Origin of the sequence: Legionella tucsonensis (genome assembly GCF_001468035.1) — a bacterium.
Lineage (GTDB): Bacteria > Pseudomonadota > Gammaproteobacteria > Legionellales > Legionellaceae > Legionella > Legionella tucsonensis.
Window position 1 is genome coordinate 947,235 of sequence record NZ_LNZA01000001.1, and the last position, 22,623, is coordinate 969,857.

Consider the following 22,623-nt stretch of genomic DNA (forward strand, 5'->3'; position numbering starts at 1 on the left):
AACTAACTTTTTCAAGATGAATTTATTATGCATGATGCATACCTGCTATTCATAATTCTTATATTAACCCTCAGCATGTTTATTTGGGGGCGATTCCGATATGATGTAGTGGCCTTGATGAGCCTTATGGCGTTGGTTTTAACTGGCTTGGTTCCTACCGAATATGCATTTTTAGGTTTTGGAAACTCTGCTGTTATCAGCGTCGCTGCTGTTATGGTTATATCTTCTGTCCTTATTCAAGCAGGACTTGTGGAGCAGCTTCTTACCTATGTAAAACCATTTCTTGTGTCTCCGCTCTGGTTAATTAGCTCTATCTGCCTCGTTGCAGCGTTATTATCGGCATTTATGAATAATGTCGGAGCATTATGCCTTATTATGCCGGTAGCCATACAAAGCGCAATAGATGCTAATCTCTCCCCATCAAAAACTCTCATGCCGTTATCGTTTGCAACCATTTTAGGTGGAATGACAACTAAAATTGGCACTCCACCAAACCTGCTTATTTCCTCTTACAGAGAAACGCTGGTAGGCACCCCGTTCTCCATGTTTGATTTTGCGCCAGTAGGCTTAGTAGTTGCGACCAGCGGCTTGCTGTTTATTATTTTTTTAGGATGGAAACTCGTCCCGGAGCGGCGTAAACCTGGAAGTGATACGAGCGAAATGTATCCAATACAAGATTACATAAGTGAAATACGCGTTCCAGAAGATTCACCGATAGTAGGAATGAGCCGTGCCCAACTTGAAAAGCTAATTGTAGGGGACTTTTCCATCCTGGGTTTAATCCGAGGCCGCAAAAGAAGACTCGTAGTGCCTTCTGATGAAGAATTGCTGGCAAATGACATACTTATTATAGAAGCTTCGCACGAAGACTTGAGCAACCTAATCCTTAAAGGACAACTTGAGTTATTTCACGGTGAGATTGTATCGCCGGAGAGTTTTCACGGCGAAGACATCAGCACCATCGAAGCGGTTGTTACTCCAGGTTCGCGAATACAGGGCCGCTCTTGGCAAAGACTACGGGTGCGCTCAAGGTTTGGATTAAATCTGCTGGCTATTGCGCGCTCAGGGAAAGGATTAAAGAACCGTTTAAATCATGTCAATTTTATTCCGGGCGATGTGCTTTTAATCCAAGGTAGTACAGAAGATTTACAAGAAAATGTTGTTCACCTTGGGCTTGTACCCATTGCAGAGCGAACGATTAACGTTGGCTTTAGGCGAAGCACTCTTTTGCCTCTAATCTTATTTATAGGCGGCCTATTGCTAACGACTTTTCAAATTTTATCCATAGAAATAGCGTTCACACTGGTGGTTATTTCCATGGTGGTATTCAACGTTACTCCAATTCGTCAAGTATATAAAGGCATTGATTGGTCAATTATCATAATGTTGGGAGCATTAATTCCTCTGGGAGATGCTTTAAAACGTACGGGGGCTGCAAAAATAATTGGTGATGCCCTACTTAGCATAACAGGCGATGCCTCCGTTTTAGTAATTTTAGGCTTACTTTTAGTAATTACTATGACCTTATCAGATGTAATGAACAATGCCGCTACTGCTGTGGTAATGGCGCCAATTGGGGCTGATATCGCCGAATCGCTTCATATGAGCCCGGATGCTTTTTTAATCGCGATTGGCATTGGAGCTTCATGTTCTTGTTTAACGCCCATCAGTCATCAAAACAACACTATTATATTAGGTCCAGGAGGATACAAATTTTTTGATTACTTATGGTTAGGCGTCCCCCTCGAGGTGATTGTCATTCTTACTGCTTTGCCAGCCTTATACTTTTTTTGGCTCTAGTCCTATGAATCAAAAAAACTGAGGTGGTTTAATAGATTTGTACACTCCAGATAAGAGATAATTTACTTAAATGGAGGTAAAAATCTATTAAACCGCCCCAGTACGTATTGGTCATTTTAATTCGCGTCCCCAAATGACGGCTCTATCCCTAAATGTAGGGGCACTTTAATCGGATTATAGTAATCTAACTCTTTGATTCTGCAATCAAAAGATGATTAAAGTGCCGAGAAAAGATATCTTTTGTTGGGTTGGAGTGATATGGAAGACTAAGCATTTTTGGTGTCGCACATTGAGAAAGGGTTTTAAATAAATTACTCCAGGATGAAATAAGCTCGCTGCAATTAGGATGGTATTTCATTGCAACTTGGATTAAGTCTGCTAAAGGTAGCGGAGGGTCTTTTGTCTTCTTGGGACATAACATGGAAATTTGGACATTACCTAATATAATTATATAAGGATACGCTACATAATGCGCATAAAATGAAACATAGAAAGAAGCCTTATAAAAGTAAGAGTGGAGGCTTATTCAAAAAACAACAGGAATCTAATGAGATAGTAAAGTCTACCTCTGAAATATCTATTGTTAAGAGAAAAGAGGACAAAAAACATTCTCAGCGTTCTTATGTATACAAAGAAGCCCTCGATTCTAACTTTGGTGAAATAGAAGCTTTTAATGGCTTATGTTATCGCATGCTACTCGGAGAACATGCTGCAAAAGTGAGGGGAGTTCATGATGATTCAAATGTCACCATTGCTGTTATTTCAAAACTTATTCCTGAGTATTTATCTTTTTACAGCTACTATAAACAGAATAACAAGATGGGAGTTAGCACAGAAGATTTTATTAAACTCAAGTTTCCGCAAATTTTAGTTGCAGCTTATTGCGAAGAAGAAAATGATTTAAACGCAGAAAATTTTGGGTTTGGACGCAATAAGGAAGGTGAAATAATTTCGGTTAAAATAGATCATGGTGAAAGTACATATCCTGTTTTATCCCAGCAAAGAGACATTCCTGCTAAAAGTCAATTTATTATTACTGCTCATGATATAATTAACTTCCCAAGATTAAAAGACGCAGGCCCGGCAAGCTTTGTCCATGAATATCCAAAAAAATTATTAGATGTTGATGAATTAGTTCATAATGAACATTTTATTTCACAAAAATACTATAGTTTTCTGAAACGCATTCTTATTGATGACCTTAATTACATGGAAATAGCAAAAGCAACCGTTAGTTCGGAGGCATTAAGAAAACAACTTGTTGCAGATAAAATTGAAAGAACTTTCCTATTAACAACAACACTAATAGCTATCCCTGAATTTAGGCAATATATTAATCAAAATCCTCTAGTCATAGATCAAATTATTAAAGAGTTTAGAGAGTTTAATGATGAAACTAGAAAGCCAAATGATAAACTTTTGAGAATCGATACAAAAAAAGTATATTCTAAGTTTTTAGATATTGCCAAAGTTTGTAAAGAAATGGAGCAACCTAAATTCGACAGATCAGAGAAATACGAGTCCGGACCAGATAATTTGACGGAGGAGTTAAGCGAAGAAGCATTAATTGCCTTACAAAACCTTCCCCAAGATTTAGACGAAATTGAATTGGAAATTAACAAATTAGAAAAAATTATAGCGAATGAAGCAAAAAGCGACTTGTCTTTATCTCAAGAGACTGAAAAGCCTATTTATAATATTACAACCCCAACTGCATTAAGTATGCCTCAAATAGAAGAAACTACAGTGACTTCCACTTTATCTCCACCTACTACTCTTCCGGATAAATTAAAAGCTAGGAGTAATATTATTAGAATCCCTACTAGTGAGAGAGAGGAAAACATTTTCGCTGTTAACGCGGTATTAAATAATGATAATTTAATGAAAGGACAAGATGGTAATATTCCTACTATTATTCAAGAAATACGCAATATAATGGAGGATATTGATTATTCAGATGATAAAAAAATTGCCGCGGCTATTATTCAAATCAAGGATAGGATAAATAAATCAGATGAAAGGAATCATAGCCATAATACTCTGGAAATTATTGATGTATTTAGTCAGCCGAGCCATATAAATTTCAGGGTGATTCGAGACTCTTTGTCTAAAAATGAATCTATGGAAAAAATAATGGCTCCTATTAAAGTGGAAATGCGTTTGGACTAAGTTCGGCCGACATTTATCTTAACCAAAGAGAAGTTGCAGCGATATAAGGTGCATAAGATTCAATCTCATATGATTTTCCGTTCTCTTGATATATATGATTCTCTTACTTCACAAGCCAAATTATTTGGCTCTTACAGGTCTGTGCAATGTTTCAGGCACAGACCAACTCAAGCCAGCAGCTGATGCACATAACAAATACAGACGTACTGATTCCCATGAGATATTGCAGCTTAGTGCTATTTTACATTACTTAATCCGCAATTGTATTTTAACCGTAGAACCTCTTTGATCTTTCTCATATCCAGGAGCTCCAGTGGCATCTCAGTTGGTTTCGAGTGGATCGTAAGAGTACAGTAATTAAAAGCCATCAACTCGCTGCATGGCATGAAGGATTAACCCGTTTAGGGGAACAGAATGATTATCCACAAGCCATGATGTGGAAAGATTACTTTTTATTAATTCTGTTTACTGGATTACGGAGAATGGAAGCGGCCTCTTTGCGTTGGAATGATGTAGATTTCAAAGCTAAAACTTTTACTGTGCAAGATACAAAGAATCGAGAAATCCATACATTACCTATGACCGATTTTCTGTATGAATTGCTGTGGCGTAGAAAACAATTTAAAATTAGTGAATTTGTCTTTCCAGCACCAAGTCAAAGCGGTCATATTATGGAGCCAAGAAAAGCTATGTTAAAAGTAGCGGAATTATCGGGCATACCATTTACAGTACATGATCTAAGAAGAACATTTGCCACAACTACAGAGAGTTTAGATTTACCTGCTTATGCCTTAAAGCGTTTGTTAAATCATAAGATGACTAATGATGTAACTGCAGGGTATATCATGCGTGATGTGGAACGTTTACGAAAGCCTATGCAACGAATCAGGGATTTTTTAGTTAGTCAGATGTCTTGTGATGTAGAAGTACCATAGTCAACTACCGAGGATTACTCGATAGTTTGTTTAGTAATAGCTATTAGACGGTATATGAAGCCTCTTCGGAGAGTAATTATTTTAAAAATAAACCGATTGGTAGAGCATATAATTGAATATTATTTTGTGGGAAAGGTAATACTTCTTTGCCAGAATAAAAGACAATTCCATATTGAAATTTTGCTGGATTGAATTCTGCCAGTTTGATTAGTCCTTTAAAATCATGTTGCTTTATAGTAGCAGAAGCCTTAACTTCGATTCCGATAATTTGATTATTATCTCGCTCTAAGACTATATCCACTTCATTCTTATATTTATCTCGAAAGTGGAAAAGCTCAACCTGTTCATTTGACCAACCATTTTGTTTTAATAATTCCATGAAAATCAGATTTTCTAAAAGTCCGCCAAAAAAAGAACTATTTATTAATTGATCATCATTCTTAATACCGAGAAGACTACATGCCAGACCGGTATCAATCATTTGAAGTTTTGGCATGGTAATCGCTTGCCGTTTAGCCTTGTTTTTTAAGTATGCGGGAACGATTTTAATTATGAACATTAATTCAAGAATCTCTATGTATGCTTTTATAAGTTTGTCTTCTTGGCCAAGATCATTCGAAATATTTGAATACTTAATTAGATTACCAGCAAGCCCTGCCAGATAAGGTGCTAATGATTTCAGTTTGGAACGATAGTCACCTCGAGCAGCATATAATGTTTCAAAGTCTTTAAATAAGCGACCCTCGAGATAAGAATCATACCAAATTTGTTTACCCCTTGGACTTTTATCTTGGACTTCAGGATAGCCACCTTGAAGGATCAAATCAGCCAATTGTTGATGGCTGAAACTCTCTAACAGATTAATATTAAAGTTTTGGTTACATAATAAATCGATGATGTTGTTTTGCGTATTAAATTTCTCCGATAAGGAAAGGGGATAAAGTTCAAGTCTAGCCATGTGGCCTGGTAAAGCTTCCTGTGTTTTTCCTGATCTGAAAATATCAGCAGAACCAGTTAAAAGAAATTTACCTTTTTCAGTGGCAGGAAGATTATCTGATGCTTGTTTTATTGCTGGGATTAATTCTGGGATATATTGAAACTCATCTAATATCAGTTTTTTATTTTTAAAAGAATCTATAAAGCCAATTGGATCGTTTTGAGCTGATTGAAGTATATTTTGATTATCAAATGAAATGTACTCAAGTCCGCAATCAGGTGAAATCGATTTTGTTAACGTTGTTTTTCCTGCCTGACGTGGTCCGGTAAGATAAACGATTCGAAACTCTTTTAACAATTCAATAACAATAGCAGTTAATTTTCTTTCAAACATTTTATCGCCTGATAATTTGGGACTTAATTAATATAATTGATAAAGTATATCGTTGTTTATTCCGAAAAATCCAGATTGTTATCCCGAATTATCCAATATGTTATCCCGAAATTTCCAAGATTAACAACCCCCATCTAAACACAAACTGAAACAATGGTAAGATAAAATTATTTAAATACCCTATTTTCTTGGTGAACTTTTGGTGCATGAGTGGTGAAGTATTAGTTTCTAATTCAGGGGAGTAGAGGAATTTTCTTTCACCACTTAATTCACCATGTGTTCACCGTCATTTATGATATTTTAATTCATAAGAATTAAATGAAAAAATCCTGCAATAGAGTCCACTTATCAATTTCAGCAACAGCTGCACTCACTATTAATAAAAAGGGCGTTAACGCAAAATGAGTGCCGTATGATAATACCTACTTTCTTAGATATGCTTTCTGAGTTAAAACAAAGTGCATTTAAGGCACTAGCCTCTTTAGGTAGAACACTCTGTGCTTGGAAAGATGAAGTTGCCAGAATGTGACGTTTTAGTAAATCTAATGGAATAACAGAAGACTTTCATCGCAAAATGAAACTCATTCAGCGAAGGGCTTATGGTTTTAGAAATTTTGAAAATTATAGAGTGCGTGTTAGGGTGCTCTGCGGATGATTAAAACTGCCCCCTTAAATGGGGTAGAGCTGGGCAGTTTTACTTAGATACTGATTAATGAGGACTACTCAATTAGCTTCGTTTTTATAATCTGTCTACATTGCGTCTACATGGAAATTTTGAAATCTCGGAAATTCACCGTAAGTCGTTGATTCTCATGGTGGCCAGAGGCAGAATCGAACTGCCGACACGAGGATTTTCAGTCACCTACTTGAGAATTAACTAATTGATTTTAAATTAAATTGTATCTCGGGAAACACTACAAATGTCCTGCGATGTATAAAAGTGTCGTACCCAAATACGCAAATTCCCCACAGCATTTATTTGGGTTGTTTTTTGTATCTTTCATTTTATCTTTATATTTTCTAGAAGATTTTGTAGTCTTTGAAGTAGTTCGTCATACAGCAAAACTCAATGTCTTTGAGGCTTTCTCAAAGACTCTTGAATTGATTTCTTATGGCTATTTTTTAAGGTCAGTTGAGGCTCCCGCTACTATAATTGCTCTTGGATTGATAATGTTAATTTCCAATCCTCTATCACCATCGATGCTGGTTGCATTTTTGATGGTTTGAGAGAAAGAAGGTCCATTTTCTTTCGCCTTTTGTAAATAATCTGATGTTTGAGCAATCGCCATCGACATTTCTTGGGGACCAGTAATAGGTTTTATGGTTCTTATCATACTGTAGCAACTTAGTATTACTGCACTTTAGTTCATAAAAATCGATATAGCCATATATGTCTACAAGCATTAAGTCAGGATATTTTGTGAGACCAAGAGCGATATTTTTTGTTCTAATTGAGTGATATAGGGGTTCTGGTTAGGGGGTCTCCAAAAATGATCAGTCTAAAAATCAATCAATTTTTCTATTTTGATCTTTAGTTTCCAGGTTTCAGTCAGCTTTTCAACTTAACTGATCATAATTCCACATAAATCTATTTTCTAGTAATATCACATTTTTTAATCAAAGATATATTATATTGGAGCATATGTGCCATTATTTACCTCACAAGATCTCGTACCTTTAGCTAAAAGTAATTTAGGTTTAAGGCTCACAGGAAATACTAATGAAGCTAAATCAGGTGGATTTGGCGACGCAATACCATTATCTCATCTTGGTGGAGCTAAAGATATTATAGAATTTGTAACGTTATCTTTTATTTCTGAACCGCCAAAAGATCAAATGGAGGCTATCTATAATCGATACAAGAAAATTGATATCCACTCAAATGATTGCATGCCTCGATTGATACTGCATTATGCCGCAAAGAATAATATTGGCGATGCTAAGAAACGGTTATCTTATCAAAAAAATGATGTAATGACGGCGTTTTATTTTAAATTGGAACTTATGTCGATTGAGTCTGAAGCTAAAAAGCTAGTTTCTTTTTATACCTCTACATCAACGACAGCCCCTTTAGAATTTATTACAAGCCAATGTCCTTATTTAGCCCAAGAAATAGCTCATAATTTTAATGAAAAATTTCTGTTACGCTTGAAGTTAAATTGGGATGCATATGCTACTAGTGATGACATGGATTATCTATTTTTATCAGACAATCTTCAGGTCCGAAACTATGATAAAGGTTACGATTTTAATAATTATCCTTTGGGAAAAGTAGGCCGTCATCAATTTGATGCTGCAAATGTTGTAAAGCAAGTAATGTTTTTAGGTGGTGAAAATCGTACTCCTGATGCTGAGAAGAATTTAGAGCAATATATTTTTAATTCTATAAAAAGTATCATGAAAAATGATTTATTTAAATCATTACGTCAGCTTCATCAAAATATCGAAACAAAATTATCACAACATCTTGACTATCCTATTGATTTTAAAAAGGCTTGCAACGAGATGATCGAGTTAGTTGCTAAATTACTAGAAAATGAACAGCTTTCATCTGAAGAATCGATTGATTTGATGAAAAGGACAGAAAACTTAATTGATAACCCAGCAGAATATAAAACATTTCTTACAGCAGCGAAAAATTATCGTATGGTTTCTGGAGGAGAATTATCAGCATATATGATGTTGATTGCTGGTTGGGCTGCTAAGATTATGACAATAAACTGTATTGGTGATGCTTGGATTAAGCTTGCAACTGAAAAGCTCGAGCTAATTTCAACATCTCAAGAACTTGCGAAGGTTAGTCAATCCTACTCAACCAGTCTATAAGAGATAGGCTTGTTGTCTTATTTAGATTTATGGGTTGAATTCGTGGAATGTGGTCAACCCTAATTGTCAGTGGTAGTGTTTGGTACGCTGAACCCAATTGTCTAAGTTATAGAGTACGTGTTATGGTGCTCTGCGGGTGATTATAGCTGCCCCCTTAAATGGGAAAGAACCGGTTTTTGGGGTTCGGATAACATTATGTCTACATGGAAATTTTGAAGTCTCGGAAATTCACCCTAATTCATTGATTCTCATGGTGGCCAGAGGCAGAATCGAACTGCCGACACGAGGATTTTCAGTCCTCTGCTCTACCGACTGAGCTATCTGGCCCCGAGGGTTGCTATTAGACTCCGAGAAGCGTTTTGAGTCAAGTGTTGAATGCATTTTTTTTTAAAAAAAAATGTTTTTCAATTCAACGCGATTATATCTTGCATATTTTTCTTATGCGTTTTTTAAAATCATAGTTTTTTTTATGAGTGGTCTGTTAATTTTTATCATGATTTTAGTATTTAACAGTCTTTTTTGCATAATTAAATTCAAAATGGAAGGTTATTTTTCTATTGTGTTAAATTTATTTCAAACTTTAGGAAGTATACAATTTACTTCCTGGATTGCGCGTGCATAAAGCATAGTACGTAGTGGCTATAAGCAATGCAATACTTAAAGCGCATATGTAGTAGGGTCATAAAAATTCAATATTTAATAATAAAACCTGTTTAAATTTTATGACCTTTCTTCAGAGTTTTATGCACGGGACTATTGCGTGCTATTTTATAATCTTTTGCAAAGTCTTATTCTTGATTTATTCAGGAGAGTAGCCTGATGGTTTTTCAGAGCCTTCACCAAAAAAATACTTTTGCATTTCTTCTTTTAAAAACTCGCGGGCTTTAGCTTCCATCAAATTCAGGCGGTATTCATTGATGAGCATGGTTTGATGGCTTAGCCACATGTTCCAGGCTTGTTTTGATACTTCATTATAAATCCGGTCTCCAAATGCGCCGGGGAAGGGTGGTTTTAATAAACCTTCGGCATCTTGTTTTAATTTACAGCAATATACTATTCTAGTCATGTTTTGCCTCTTAGTTCCAACATCATAAATGGAGTATAGTTTACGTGTTATTTGGCAATTTTGTACTTAAAATTACTTTTATTTTTAGTCTGAACGATGTTTTGCCTGAGCCAATAAAATATGTTGGGAAAGAATTTGCTCCTGCTCTGTTGTTAATCCGTTAAACTGTACTGCCGTGCGGTAATTATGCTCACTTTGATATTGGCTGTAGACTACAGTACCCTCTACAATTATGGGAATCATTTTGGGTTTAGTATAGATTACCAATTTTATCAGGGTTTTTTCTTTAATTAGGTCGGGCGTTTTAAATGCCATTCCACCTAGACTAATATTGACTTTACGTAACTGAATGGTGTTCGTCATCAGCATTTGTCGGGATAAATAATCTATTTTTGCATTTAAAAGGTTAAGATAATGCGCTATTGTTGGTTCTTTAAGAGCAATAACTTGGGTGAGTTCAGCCAGTTCATAATCAATTTCTTGAAAATAATGTGCTGCCTCAAGATATCTTTGTCCATTTTTGCCTAAAAGTTGATCCACAACTGCGCGATCAGGACACAGCTCTCCAGGCTCCATAGTTCGGTAGTTAAAATAGATATGATCTTCTACCCGAAAATGTTGACGTCTCTCATGTATAGGCATAGTGGCTCCATTAACTGCATTTAGTGAACAAGTCACTTAGACTTATTATTTGCATGATATTCCTATTTGTTCCTCTTGTATCATGTCCAATATCGATGAATTAGGGGATAACTTTATTACCCACCCATCCTCTTCCCTCTCTTGTATTGTTTTAGTGATAACTATGGGCTCGGTCTGACTCAATCCTTTTTGCCGTATACTTGTTGCTAGAAATTGACTCCAAGACGTGGAAAATGTTTCTAGTTGATGTATTACATTTTTCGCAGTATCGGATAGTTCTTGGCTTTTTTCTTGTGCTTGCAAGTAGTTTGTTGCAGCACTTGCTTGGAGTACGCACTTATTCAAAAAGCTGGTGAATTGTTGATCGGTAATTTTATCGTGCTTTATTGCTTCCAATACTACGGCATTAAACTCAGATACTCTATCAAGTTTTAAAGCAGCGGTAAAAGCATCATTCAACCTCATCGGGAATTTCAAAGGAGAAATCATTTTTTGTAATTGTTGTTGTGCATCAAAAAAGAATTTTTTAATGACGTGCATGCCAAAACCTCTATCACGGGCTGTAATAATAAGCTCTCTAAGTCGCTCTTCAGTTTCAATGATGCATTTCAATTTTTCATCAGTAGAAGCTGTATCGCACTTCATCTTTTTACAATAGCGTGTGATTGTATTCATAATATAGGTTCTATTTCCCATATTATAAGCATCCCTGATTACTCCCAAATCAGCCAGATCCAAATAGTTTGTAGTAGGTTCCAGGACTAATTGATGCTCAGGATGGAGTGTGTCTTCTCGCAATACTGCAAAGTGCACTTTATTTAGGGTTACAGTCTTGGTTGAGGTACTGAGAATTGAGTCAACTCCACTTCGTCGTTTAATAAAATCAAGCATGGGCAAAGAGACTTTGTCACTAAAAGTCAGTTGTATCAAGCCATTCCCAAGATCCTCTACTTTTTTAACTTTATTTTGCTGTCTGTGAGTCCACGGATATTTAAAGGCTCGGCCGTCGTCGCTAAATAATATAGGATTATGCAAGAGTTTTTCAAAAATTAAGGCTTGTCTTATTTCGAGGGAGTTGACGTCGCCTGTTGTTTGAGGAAGTATATTATCAATTGCTTCAAGACGTTCTAATACTCTTGTTTGCAGGGTTTCTGCATCTTTTTCAAGAACCATCAGATCACTTAACTCAGAAGTTAATTGGCCTTGCTTTTCGGTACTAAGATGTTTTTTAAATTGGCGTTTAATTCGAGATGCTTGTTGGTGATGTTGCCATGCAATGTGATTGATATATTGGATAATTTTATCTCCAATAGAGCGCAATTGCATGATGCTTTCAAATTTAGAGTACATGGATGAATCTTCAATGATGGTGCGATTGCGTCCCAAGCCATGACGAGTATGCTTTCTAATAAAATCGCCGGGTATGAGACACAATCGTGAATCAAGAATAAAACTATCAGTATCCATGAGTGATTGGTCAAAGATAAAAAGTGATTTTGCATTCCTTAATGCTTTATTTTGGCAATTTCCCCCAATTGCATCAGTATCACTACATAGATAAAGTAAACCAAGTACCTTGCCAAAATCTTCGATAAAGTAATCTGATTGTATTCCTTCACCTAGGGTTTTAATCGTTGAATAGTGGGTATAGGTTTTTCCCGCGAGCCATGCATAAAATGTTTTCCCTAAAGAAAACTCATTCAGTAAACGTATCTCTTCAAAAGGTATAAATAATCCTGGATGTCCATTATGAGAAATTGTAGTTGCAGCAGCCGTATCTAATCCCATTAATCGAGAAATATTGAGTGCCAAGGCTTCATGTTGAACTTCTTTAATATTTCCATGTTTGGGTAATTTAATAATGGCTTGGGTGCTGAGTTTATATTGTTCTCTTTCAGTATGGTAATTCTCGATGTTCAGACCTTCTGCACGTTCACATAAACGATGTAACTGTTTTTTTACACTTTCCAGACTGATTAATGAGATTTTTTCTGTCACTCCGCCCACATTTTCTTGTAAGATACAATAGAAGAGGATTGAGCCATTGTCTTGTGGAATATTAATTCGTTTTAATTCATTGATTTTATTGAGATCCAAGAAGATATTTAATCTTTTTTCTATGTTCTCTCTTTCTAAATCATTATTCGACAATCGTGCCATACCTTCTTGCAGGTGTTGAATCTGCGAGGTGACTTGTGCTGAGTTGGATGCATCAAAAGGCTGGGCCTCCTGAAAGGTTTGTGTCAGTGCATACAGTTTTGTTCTGCTGTTAATTATTAACTCATCTAACTGGGTATCAATATCTTGGGGTATATTGGTCGGGCGTTCATAGTAATCATCTTTGGGTAATCGAATAATTTCATGTGCATTCAATGTATATCGTATTCCTTCTTCTGCTTTTTTAAGATCAATCCCCTTTAGCAGAGGAGGAGAGCCTTCTTTTTCAAAAGTAGAAGCGTATTTAATAATGCTACAAAATTCTCGCCACTGGTTTGGATCCGTTTCCAGAGTTTCCAGGTCAAATAAGCCATTTTGATGGAGATCAATATGATCGAGTAACTTATGAAGATCAGCATAAATCGTCAGCTCTTCGTTCTTCAGTTCCACTGCAACAGGATTCTCACTTTTTTCTTTCAAAAAACGTTTAATAATCCTGTTTTTTTGCTCCAACTCCATTGGTTATGTCCTTATAAAACCAATTTGACCTGTTTATAAATATAGACAATTTTTATGCTTTTGGTCAAAAAGTACATTAGGGATTTCCGTATAATAATCAATGCGAGTACAGATGAAAACTATATGAAATTATAATCTTTTCATTGAGTAGCATATAAAATAGGAGTTTCTGAGATGATTTAATTGACACATTGAGTCAAATGATCAGTCTTTCTGAAAGAAAGGGCATAAAAACTTACTGTTAAGAAGCTCTGTATATAGACTTTACTTCATTTAAAAAGTGGGGGCAGTAATAGAGTTATTTTCTTCTGGTACTTTAAATGTTTCACTCTGAAGTTCGTTTTTAAAATTTTTAAAATCAGAACCGTACTCTTTGCAAAGCTCTTTTAAATTGTTACTCACTTTTTGGGGCATACTTTTGTCTTCATCAATCGCTGCCAACGCTTGCTGATATGGCATTTCAAAATACTTCTTCCAACCTTTATCCTCTAACTGAGCTGTTATTTTCAGTGCTTCGTTTTTCATGGTTTTTTTTTCATCACCAAGATATCCGGAATCTTTATCTTTTATACCGCCATCATGGAGCCTTATACGATTTTTAGCGCCATTATAAAGTTGAAAAGCAGTTCTAATTTTTCCTATATCATCTATTAGATCAGATTTTTGAGGCCTAACTGTTCCTTTCTTCCTCTCAGTATGCAAAACTGATTCCATCTTGACGTATGAACTTACATCTCTTATTTCTTCAGGGGTGATGTGAGTTGATCCTTCTTTTTTTCCTACTACCTTTTTTATTCGATTAGCCAAATTAGTGAACACTTTTAATCTACCCATTTTAATCTCTTTTTTACATTACTATTAATATTTGTAGACCATAGAGAATACTAATTGTTGATTAATTGAATGAATTGATTTTTTTTTACGAAAAATTTACACTTTTTCCATATAAAAATATAAAATAAGTAATCTTAAATACGGGGCTCATACTGTACAGGTTTTAGAAGTAATTAAGTAAACCCGGAGAAGAAGACACAATCACGTAAAGTACTTAATTACTTTTTAGTTGAAGATAAAGAGTAATTTTGAGCTGTTGGGGCTCTTCCCCGAGCCCATTATTTTATTGTATTACCTGGTGGTTAAATTTACCTGTGACTGACTTTTTCCTGGGGTACTGTAGGTTGTTTAAAAATATCCTGAGCTTTAGTGTAATGCGAGCTTTTCTCGCCTCTAAAGAGCGTACTGCCCACTCGACGTATTGATCTTTTCCTAACCTTCGGGTCATCATTTTTGGTGCCCTTGGCAAGTTCTGCGAAAAATCTATAGTTTTCTTTAAGGTCAACGGATGTTCTCTTCTTGTGCTTCGGCTTTGTATGGGTTTGAGAAGTAGTTTTATGCTGCTTAGGGGGTGATTCTTCATGAGCAGATGTTTTAGAGGAGGATATTGCTTTTCCTGATTTTTTAGTGTCGTTATTTTTAACTACGATCGTATCAGTTGACAGAAGCTCTTCCTGTGATTTTTTTGCACATTTTTTTGGGGGAAGGGTACTGGCTGCCTCAATTGGATTGTTTTGTTTTTCTGATATATCAACTGGTTCTTCTTCTCCGCTTTCTTCGCTATTTGAGTCAGTATCGTTTAGAGCTCTGATTTCATCTAAATGTGCTTGAAAATAATCTTTAAAGTTATTTGCTTCACTGGCGCCCAGACTATCCAGAGTTGTTGCAGGTAAAAACTCCATTTGAATAAAATGTGTCCGGAATTCTTGATCATTAAAATTCAATGAAATCTCTATATTATTCGCAGTAGTTACTCTTTCTACTCTGAAAAAACCAAAAGATAAGGTATGGACTACTCGTCTCCACCAACTTGCAGAACTCCAATCTTTTGTTAAAAGTGCGGTTTCAATTTCCTTGGAAATTTGGTAAAAATAACTTTCTGAGCATTCTTGATAACACTTTACCGCTAACTGTTCAGCCATTCGATTGAAGCGAGGTTCTTTAGAATTTTGTTCTGAAACGACAGTAAAAATTATGTTTGCTTGTTCCAAGAAGTTTATACCTTTGAGCCTATTGTTATGTAAGAGTTGCTCAATTTCATTTAATTCACGTTCAATTCCTAGATTTTTGGCAGGTAGTTCTTTTTCAAGTTGTCTATAGAAATCATCGATATTCTGATTAATATAGGGAAGTAATCTCTGGAACTGTTCTATTGTAAGCCTTTTCCCTTCCTCGTAACGGGTTAGCTCTTCAACGAGCATGGATAAATTGATAATGACACGACTTGGCTTTTCAAAATGAGCGAGTACAGTTCTATGCTCCTCATCGGATTGCTCAGGTATTTCACCCAGTTGAGTTACGATAAGGAATTCTCTGAGCGCCTTGCCCATTTGGTAGGACATCAGTTGTTCTACGTCGATTTGAGTAGTGTACGCTTTAGTAATGTAATCCTCACACTCTTCATCAAGACAAGCGAGATATTGAGGTGGAGCATAGCGTGGACTGCTTCGTAGCATACTGGCAAGTGGTCTTGGAGAGCGTACGAATGTTTTTCGATCACTTACCAGTAATTTATGGTTATGCACCAAAAAATTACTTAATTTAATATCAGGATGATAGGCATTTGCTTCTTTGAGTTTGAGACAAAAATCATTAATCTGATTGAAGTAATATTTTGTTCTGGCCGCGATTTTTTGTTGTGGCTTCCCTCTCAGTTTTTTTGCAATATCTAATAAACTTCCCTGATTGGCAAATTGACTTAAAACTACAGGTTTAAATTCAATTTCCTTATGGTCTTCACTTTTGAATTGCATCATAAATAAAGCGACGTCATTAGCGAAATATTTGGATACGGGATAAGAGTGCAGATCTTGTTCAAAGCTCAAATCATTTCGATCTTCTACCCGAAAAACAAGAGTTTTTTTCCAACCTCTCATTCTGAATTTAAAATTAAAATTATTGACTTGTTTTTTGCCTAGAACTTCTGTCTTATAGTCAGAGCTACTTAAATCACTTTCACCTTTAATTGCACTGATTTTTTCTTTGGCTAAACTCAGAATTTGAGCATGTTCATCCAGATTCTTTTTTAGAATATTATCTTTTTCAGCCAACATACTAAGGCGCGCGTTTATGGCCAAGAATTGTTCTCTTATTTCATCAAAAGGACTCGCGCTTTTTAATAATGCATCTCGTTCTTGCATTAATTGATAGATATCCTTTCCTTCTACTTTATCTTTTATTCTAGATGATATGAGGGACGCTGGTACCTGCGCAACAGCTTTTGCAAATTGAATCCCTTTAAAAAGGAACGAGCCGTCAGGATTTATTCCATGCATCTCTAGATGAGCTTGCCAACTTTCAAGTCCTCTTGCAGCAAGCCATTTAAATTCTCCTTCAAATATAGGTATTGAATTAATATGATAATTGATTTTCTGTAAGTAGAATAAACGCTGGACTACATCTTCATCAGGTATTTTATTAAATGCATGTATTTGGCGTATTAGCCTCCGCTGCTTTACATTAATCGGTATTACTGTTAATCCCATGGTACTACTCCAACGTCAAAAATCAGAAAATGGGTATCGATGTCATCTTAAAAGTTGACAATTATTTTCGCTACTGAGACTTTATTTCCATTGATAAGCTGTGGGAAACAAAACAGCAGAAATATTTTAAACATTCACTCGCATCAGTAATTTTAAAAATGCATAAAATTAAAACATAGACCCATTTATCTTTCAAGAAGTGTATTTGAATAAAAAATGAATAATTGCAGCATTCAATCGTTTTCATTTTTTAGCTACGAGCACGAAGTCGTTTTAACTTGAGAAGACAGGTTTAGATGATGTAATTCCTAAGAAAACCACTATCTTAAGTGGTCTGTTTTATGATTTAATATTTACTATTTCCAGCCTAAGAAAGGTTTATCATGACTTTTGTAGTAACAGAAAGTTGTATTAAGTGTAAGTACACTGATTGTGTAGAAGTATGCCCTGTTGATTGCTTTTATGAAGGGCCGAATTTTCTGGCGATTCATCCTGATGAATGCATCGATTGTGCATTGTGTGAGCCGGAATGTCCTGTTAATGCAATTGTCTCTGAAGATGATTTAACATCTGAGCAGCAGCAATTTAAAGAATTAAATGCTGAGCTTGCTAAAACATGGCCTAACATTACCGCGAAAAAAGATGCTCCGCCTGATGCCAAAGATTGGGAAGAAGTTAAGGATAAACTTCAACATTTGCAGAAAGAGTGGTAGACATCACTTCACTCGCTGAATCGTGTCGGCGAATTCTTAGTGAGAAAGGACGACTTTCCACTGCTATTCCTGGGTTTGTGGCGCGCAAGCCACAGTCCGATTTAGCCGTTGCAATTGCCGCAGCAATCGAAGAAAAATCAACTTTAATTGCCGAAGCAGGTACAGGAACAGGCAAGACTTTTGCCTATTTACTTCCTTGTTTATTAAGTGGAAAAAAAACCCTGATTTCTACAGCAACCAAAACGTTACAAGATCAACTGTATCAAAAAGACTTACCTACGTTAGTCCGGGCTTTGGGATTATCTGTTCGCATACAAAATTTAAAAGGAAGATCCAACTATATTTGTCACTATCGTGTTGTATTGCATTCCGAAGAAGGACAATTTCAAAGTCCGCAATGTGCCCATGAAGTAGCTCACGTACGCAGTAAATTGTCGCAAATGAAAAATGGTGACCGATCGGAGTTGCCTGAACTTAATGAAGATTCTCCGGTTTGGCATTATGTGACCTCAACGATAGATAATTGCCTAGGTACTGAATGTCCTGATCATGAAACATGCTTTCTACTTAAGGCACGCAAACGTGCGTTAGATGCTGATATAGTCGTCATTAATCATCATCTTTTTTTTGCTGATTCACGTTTGAAAGAAGAAGGATTTGGAGAATTATTGCCTGGTGTTGACGTGGTTATTTTTGATGAGGCTCATCAACTTGCTGAAACAGCAACTCATTTTAATGGTGAACGTATTGGAACGCGTCAGTTTCGTGATTTATTGGATGATCTTATTAAAGAATGGCCTGCTGTAGACCTTGCAAATCAACCCTTAAAAGCTTTAAGCCATAAAGCAGACAAGTTGATGGATGAACTATTAAGTAGTTTACCTGAAGCTGATGACCGGTTTAGTTGGGAGCCAATAAAGTATAACAAATCCTTTATGCATGTTTGGAATAATTGGTTGACATTAAAAGACGAAGTCATGGCATGTTTTAGCGAATTATCGCTTGCTGAATTTCCTGGGCTTGCGCGTTGCAAAGAACGATTGATGGAGTTTGCCAGAGTTTTATTGTTCTTTACTCAAGAAAGTAATAATAAAATACGTTGGCTAGAGCGCTTTAAACATACTTTAGTTTTTCATATTACACCGTATGATGTTGCTGAAACGTTCAGTGGTGTACTCAAGCGTCAAGAGTGTACTTATATTTTTACTTCTGCAACCTTAACTATTGCTGACTCTTTTGATTGTTTTTGTAAACCATTAGGATTGTATGAGGCAAAAACTTTATTATTGCCCAGTCCTTTTGATTATCGGCAACAAGCGTTGCTGTATTTGCCAAGAGGTTTACCTGATCCCAAAGATTCCACTTATTATGAATTATTAGTATCTCGAGCTATTCCTTTAATTGAAGCTTTAGGTGGGCGTTGCTTTTTTCTATTTACTAGCCATAAAGCGTTAAAACAAGTTGCCCAAATGATGATCAACATTTTAAACTATCCTTTATTGATTCAGGGAACTGAGGCAAAACCCATTTTACTTGAGCGTTTTAGGCAACTAGGCAATGCTGTTTTATTGGGAACTGCAACTTTTTGGGAAGGAGTAGATGTTAAAGGAGAAGCTCTTTCTTGTGTTATTATTGATAAATTGCCTTTCTCCAGCCCAGTTGACCCTGTAATTCGAGGTAGAATGGCTTATTTTAAAGAAAAAGGTTTATCGGGGTTTGATGAATTATCTTTGCCTGGGGCAGTGATTGCTTTAAAGCAAGGAGTAGGGCGTTTAATTCGGGATAATACGGATAAAGGTGTTTTAATGATAGCCGATCCCCGTTTAACCAGCAGAGATTATGGTGGACGTATCTTAGCGAGTTTGCCTCAGTTACCAAAAACTCGTGATGAGCACAAGGTACTTCAATTTATTAGAGAGTTAGAGCTGGATTATGAAACTGTTAGCGATTGATACATCTACAGAAATGGCCAGTTTAGCCTTGCTTACTGGAAAAGAGTTACTTTGTGAGGAACAAAGTAATCAAAAAACACACGCCCAATTTATTCTACCTATGATTGATAAGCTGATGGTAAGTGCTAATTTACAAATGAGTCAGCTGGATGCCATAGTGTTTGGTCGCGGACCAGGAAGTTTTACCGGTTTGCGAATTGCGTGCAGTATTGCAAAAGGCCTCGCCTTTGCCAATGATTTACCTTTAATTCCGGTGAGTAGTCTTGTTGCGATTGCTTGGTCAGTTCGTCAACAGATGCAAATGAGCAATTCACCTGTATTGGCTGTATTGGATGCACGGATGCATGAGATGTATTGGGCTTATTTTGCTGAAAATCAATGGATAGTAAAGGAACATGTTACTCCAGTACATGAACTCAGTCTCCCTGAACAGCAATCAGTAATTCTTGCAGGAATAGGGATAGACTCATATTGGGATGATTTTACTCCAGAAGTTAAATCACAAGTAAGTGATAAATTAACAGTCTATCCTTCTGCAGCAGCTATGATTCGGGTTGCTCAATTTTCTGCGCAAAAACCTATTGTAGCTGCTCAAGCACAACCTGTATATGTACGAAATAAAGTGACTTAAGATCATAGGAGCGTTTTGTGGATAAAAAACTATTGGAAATATTGGTATGCCCTTTATGTAAAGGGAAGTTATTAATAAAAAAGCAAGAACTTATTTGTAAATTTGACCGATTAGCATTCCCTATTCATGATGATATTCCTGTGATGTTGGAACATGAAGCTCGAGTGCTTTCACTGGAAGAAAAGGATAAATTGTAATAAGAATATTTTAGCCTGAAAACTTTGTAATCTTGCTACAACGCAGCGGATCCTGCATTTGGGATCTGAATAAACCTTCAATCCTGTGGGTTACGTAACGTTTTCACCTAAGAAAACACATCATGATTTTGTAATGTATTTTTTACGCCAATACAGTAAAAATGCAGGGGTCATCATGATTACAATTCCTATAGAGAAAACCATACGAAAATGTGCAGCACTGCCAAAATTCACAAATTCGACGGGTGGGATGAAGCCTACAATTAAAGTCATAGTACATCCGCATAAACCCAAAATGCAGGTTATATAGTAGCCGGTTTTTTTCCCTGGTATTGCAAAGGGTCTCTTAAGATGCGCGTATTTATCTTTTAATTTCCAAGCTGCAATAAACATCAAAACATACATCATGATGTAGAGTTCTGTACTTAAAGCAGTAAATAACCAATATATGGCATTAACACTAGGAAACAAGAGAAAACCACTACACAAAAAAGTAACCAAAATTGCTTGGGTGATTAAAATTCGTGAGGCAACTCCTTGTTTGTTCAATTGGCACATGGATTTTGGTAAGAAGTTATGATTGGCGGCCATAAGCAGACCTTTTGCGGGTGAGATAATCCAATTAATCATGCTGCCTAAACTTCCTAAAAGGAGTAATGCAATAAGTAAAGGTAAGAGCCATTCCAGGTTATATGCCTGGAAAAAGTTATTAAAGGCTTGGAGTACTCCGTCAATTAGACTGATTTTCTCTTTTGGCAGAACAAAAGCAATAGCCAAAGAACCAAAAATCATTGTGGTTAAAATAAGCAGTACTGAAAAAAACATCGCCCGAGGAAAATTGACTTGCGGATTATGTACATTGCGGACATGTACTCCTGCGAGCTCCATGCCTAGAAACGAAGTCATAATTGCAGTAAGTGATACCCAGGATTGGCTGTCTTTCCAGTGTGGCAGTAAATTCGAAACGCTCAAATCAATTGCTATAGGGTTTCCTTTAATGACCCATATCAGTGCAAGAATAATAATAAACCCCATAGGAAGTATCATTCCCAATATGGCGCAAAGACCTGCAAAATGCGCAGAGGCACGTAAACCAGATAAAGCGATTAGTGTTAATGACCAAAATATAACGAGAATTACTGTAATCAAATAATATTTATTTTGGGCAAGCTCAGGGTTGATTAAATAAGCTAATACTCCAGCAATAAAAGATAAAATAGTTGGATACCAGACTAAGGTATTGATCCATTGCAGCCAGATAGTAAAAAAGGCTAAATTTTCACCATATGCATGTTTGACCCAACTATAAACACCGCCTTCCTCATCGGACCAGGTGGACGATAGTTCTGCTGATACTAAAGCCACAGGAATTAAAAAAACAATTGCAGAAAAGATAAAGAAAAAAATTAATGAAGAGCCGAACAAAGCAGTGCCTGGTAAATTCCTAATGCTGTCAATGGCACCTGTAATTAATAAAACCAAGGCAAATACGGATATTTTTTCAGAAGACCAATTGTTCATTAATTAAATAGACTTATTAAAAATGCCAGGCATTATATAGGAAGTTGGCGATGGACGTTACTGTTTATTTTATCACATAGTGTTAACTTTGTTGCGGTTATGTAAAAAAATTACTGCGGAACCTGAATTATATATTTAGCTTACATGCAGTAACCTATTTTTTACTGTATTGCGTGTAACCGTTTTCGGATGGCTCTGGGTTAACTCCAGTACTATTTAATCGCTAAAATATGTAAATAATACTTTAAAATTCTGGTGTTATTGAGTGGTCCAAAAGAGGTGCCGTCTCTTGTAAGCTAGATTGTTTTATTTGTTTCGGAATCGTAAAGAAAAATTTTCTTTTTTTCTCCGTTAATTGAGGTGGAAAATCTTTTTTTACCGATTTTAAGACATTATCAAATTTGAGGAAAACTTCTATTCTTAATTGGTAATCAGATTTTTTATGATCGCTATTTGTTTGGTAAAATTGAACTGCTTCACTACTGAGGCTCATTATTTTTCTTTGTAAATCAACTTTTGATTTGTAGTTGCTGCAGAGTTTCATTGCTTGTTCTGTAAATTCAACAAATTTTGCTTTGTATGTTTCTAACCTCATTTTAATCCTTTTAAATTAACTAAACCAATTT

Annotated in this window: 16 protein-coding genes, 1 tRNA gene and 2 pseudogenes; 9 read left to right on the top strand and 10 right to left on the bottom strand. The window is 36.0% G+C overall.

Going from position 1 to position 22,623, the window contains the following annotated elements; translation table 11 throughout:
- The first annotated feature begins 27 nt into the window (after positions 1-27).
- From Ltuc_RS04075 to Ltuc_RS04090, 3 genes and pseudogenes are all read left to right on the top strand, one after another.
- Complete coding sequence (locus Ltuc_RS04075) at positions 28-1,800, top strand: SLC13 family permease (protein ID WP_058520052.1); 1,773 nt, start codon at positions 28-30, stop codon at positions 1,798-1,800.
- 480 nt (positions 1,801-2,280) lie between these two features.
- The gene (locus Ltuc_RS14930) at positions 2,281-3,969 is read left to right on the top strand and encodes a hypothetical protein (protein ID WP_058520053.1); all 1,689 of its coding nucleotides are present in this window, start codon (positions 2,281-2,283) and stop codon (positions 3,967-3,969) included.
- Positions 3,970-4,292: 323 nt separating this feature from the next.
- Positions 4,293-4,904 (top strand): annotated as a pseudogene (locus Ltuc_RS04090) (tyrosine-type recombinase/integrase); the annotation flags it as partial.
- 76 nt (positions 4,905-4,980) lie between these two features.
- On the opposite strand, the gene Ltuc_RS04095 reads toward Ltuc_RS04090, so the two are convergent.
- A complete protein-coding gene (locus tag Ltuc_RS04095) occupies positions 4,981-6,234 on the bottom strand; it encodes an ATP-binding protein (protein WP_058520055.1) in 1,254 nt (417 codons plus the stop codon).
- Positions 6,235-6,556: 322 nt separating this feature from the next.
- On the opposite strand from Ltuc_RS04095, the pseudogene Ltuc_RS15855 reads away from it, so the two are divergent.
- Positions 6,557-6,889, top strand: a pseudogene (locus tag Ltuc_RS15855) (transposase); the annotation flags it as partial.
- Positions 6,890-7,349: 460 nt separating this feature from the next.
- Here Ltuc_RS15855 and Ltuc_RS15260 read toward each other — a convergent pair.
- Positions 7,350-7,568 carry a Shedu anti-phage system protein SduA domain-containing protein gene (locus Ltuc_RS15260; RefSeq protein ID WP_133138256.1) on the bottom strand — a complete coding sequence of 73 codons (219 nt, stop codon included), beginning with the start codon at positions 7,566-7,568 and terminating at the stop codon, positions 7,350-7,352.
- 310 nt (positions 7,569-7,878) lie between these two features.
- Here Ltuc_RS15260 and Ltuc_RS04105 point away from each other — a divergent pair, with 310 nt between their 5' ends.
- A complete protein-coding gene (locus tag Ltuc_RS04105; RefSeq protein ID WP_058520056.1) occupies positions 7,879-9,060 on the top strand; it encodes a hypothetical protein in 1,182 nt (393 codons plus the stop codon).
- A gap of 251 nt (positions 9,061-9,311) precedes the next feature.
- Here Ltuc_RS04105 and Ltuc_RS04110 read toward each other — a convergent pair.
- The 6 genes from Ltuc_RS04110 to legK7 form a co-directional block, all read right to left on the bottom strand.
- Positions 9,312-9,387, bottom strand: a tRNA-Phe gene (locus Ltuc_RS04110).
- Positions 9,388-9,859: 472 nt separating this feature from the next.
- A complete protein-coding gene (locus Ltuc_RS04120; RefSeq protein ID WP_058520058.1) occupies positions 9,860-10,126 on the bottom strand; it encodes an oxidative damage protection protein in 267 nt (88 codons plus the stop codon).
- Positions 10,127-10,210: 84 nt separating this feature from the next.
- Positions 10,211-10,768, bottom strand: a complete 558-nt coding sequence (locus tag Ltuc_RS04125) for a PilZ domain-containing protein (RefSeq protein ID WP_058520059.1) — start codon at positions 10,766-10,768, stop codon at positions 10,211-10,213.
- A gap of 45 nt (positions 10,769-10,813) precedes the next feature.
- Positions 10,814-13,444 (bottom strand): hypothetical protein, encoded by a 2,631-nt coding sequence (locus Ltuc_RS04130; protein WP_058520060.1) that lies wholly within the window; start codon positions 13,442-13,444, stop codon positions 10,814-10,816.
- A 273-nt stretch (positions 13,445-13,717) separates the two neighbouring features.
- Positions 13,718-14,278 (bottom strand): hypothetical protein, encoded by a 561-nt coding sequence (locus Ltuc_RS04135; RefSeq protein ID WP_058520061.1) that lies wholly within the window; start codon positions 14,276-14,278, stop codon positions 13,718-13,720.
- 308 nt (positions 14,279-14,586) lie between these two features.
- Entirely contained in the window at positions 14,587-16,983 is a 2,397-nt protein-coding gene (gene legK7, locus Ltuc_RS04140) for a LegK7 family Dot/Icm T4SS effector kinase (protein ID WP_058520062.1), read from the bottom strand.
- Positions 16,984-17,366: 383 nt separating this feature from the next.
- Here legK7 and fdxA point away from each other — a divergent pair, with 383 nt between their 5' ends.
- From fdxA to Ltuc_RS04160, 4 genes are read left to right on the top strand one after another with little or no spacing between them, the layout of a single operon-like run.
- Positions 17,367-17,696 carry a ferredoxin FdxA gene (fdxA, locus tag Ltuc_RS04145; RefSeq protein ID WP_058520063.1) on the top strand — a complete coding sequence of 110 codons (330 nt, stop codon included), beginning with the start codon at positions 17,367-17,369 and terminating at the stop codon, positions 17,694-17,696.
- A complete protein-coding gene (locus Ltuc_RS04150; RefSeq protein ID WP_058520064.1) occupies positions 17,690-19,648 on the top strand; it encodes a DNA repair helicase YoaA in 1,959 nt (652 codons plus the stop codon). Before fdxA ends, Ltuc_RS04150 begins: the two co-directional genes overlap by 7 nt.
- Positions 19,629-20,279: a tRNA (adenosine(37)-N6)-threonylcarbamoyltransferase complex dimerization subunit type 1 TsaB gene (gene tsaB, locus Ltuc_RS04155; protein WP_058520065.1), complete on the top strand. Its 651-nt coding sequence runs from the start codon at positions 19,629-19,631 to the stop codon at positions 20,277-20,279. Before Ltuc_RS04150 ends, tsaB begins: the two co-directional genes overlap by 20 nt.
- Positions 20,280-20,296: 17 nt before the next feature.
- On the top strand, positions 20,297-20,476 hold the full coding sequence (locus Ltuc_RS04160; protein ID WP_058520066.1) for a Trm112 family protein: 180 nt from the start codon (positions 20,297-20,299) through the stop codon (positions 20,474-20,476).
- 120 nt (positions 20,477-20,596) lie between these two features.
- Here Ltuc_RS04160 and Ltuc_RS04165 read toward each other — a convergent pair whose 3' ends face one another.
- On the bottom strand, positions 20,597-21,997 hold the full coding sequence (locus tag Ltuc_RS04165; RefSeq protein ID WP_058520067.1) for an APC family permease: 1,401 nt from the start codon (positions 21,995-21,997) through the stop codon (positions 20,597-20,599).
- 244 nt (positions 21,998-22,241) lie between these two features.
- Positions 22,242-22,592 carry a hypothetical protein gene (locus Ltuc_RS04170; protein ID WP_058520068.1) on the bottom strand — a complete coding sequence of 117 codons (351 nt, stop codon included), beginning with the start codon at positions 22,590-22,592 and terminating at the stop codon, positions 22,242-22,244.
- Between the last annotated feature and the right edge of the window lie 31 nt (positions 22,593-22,623).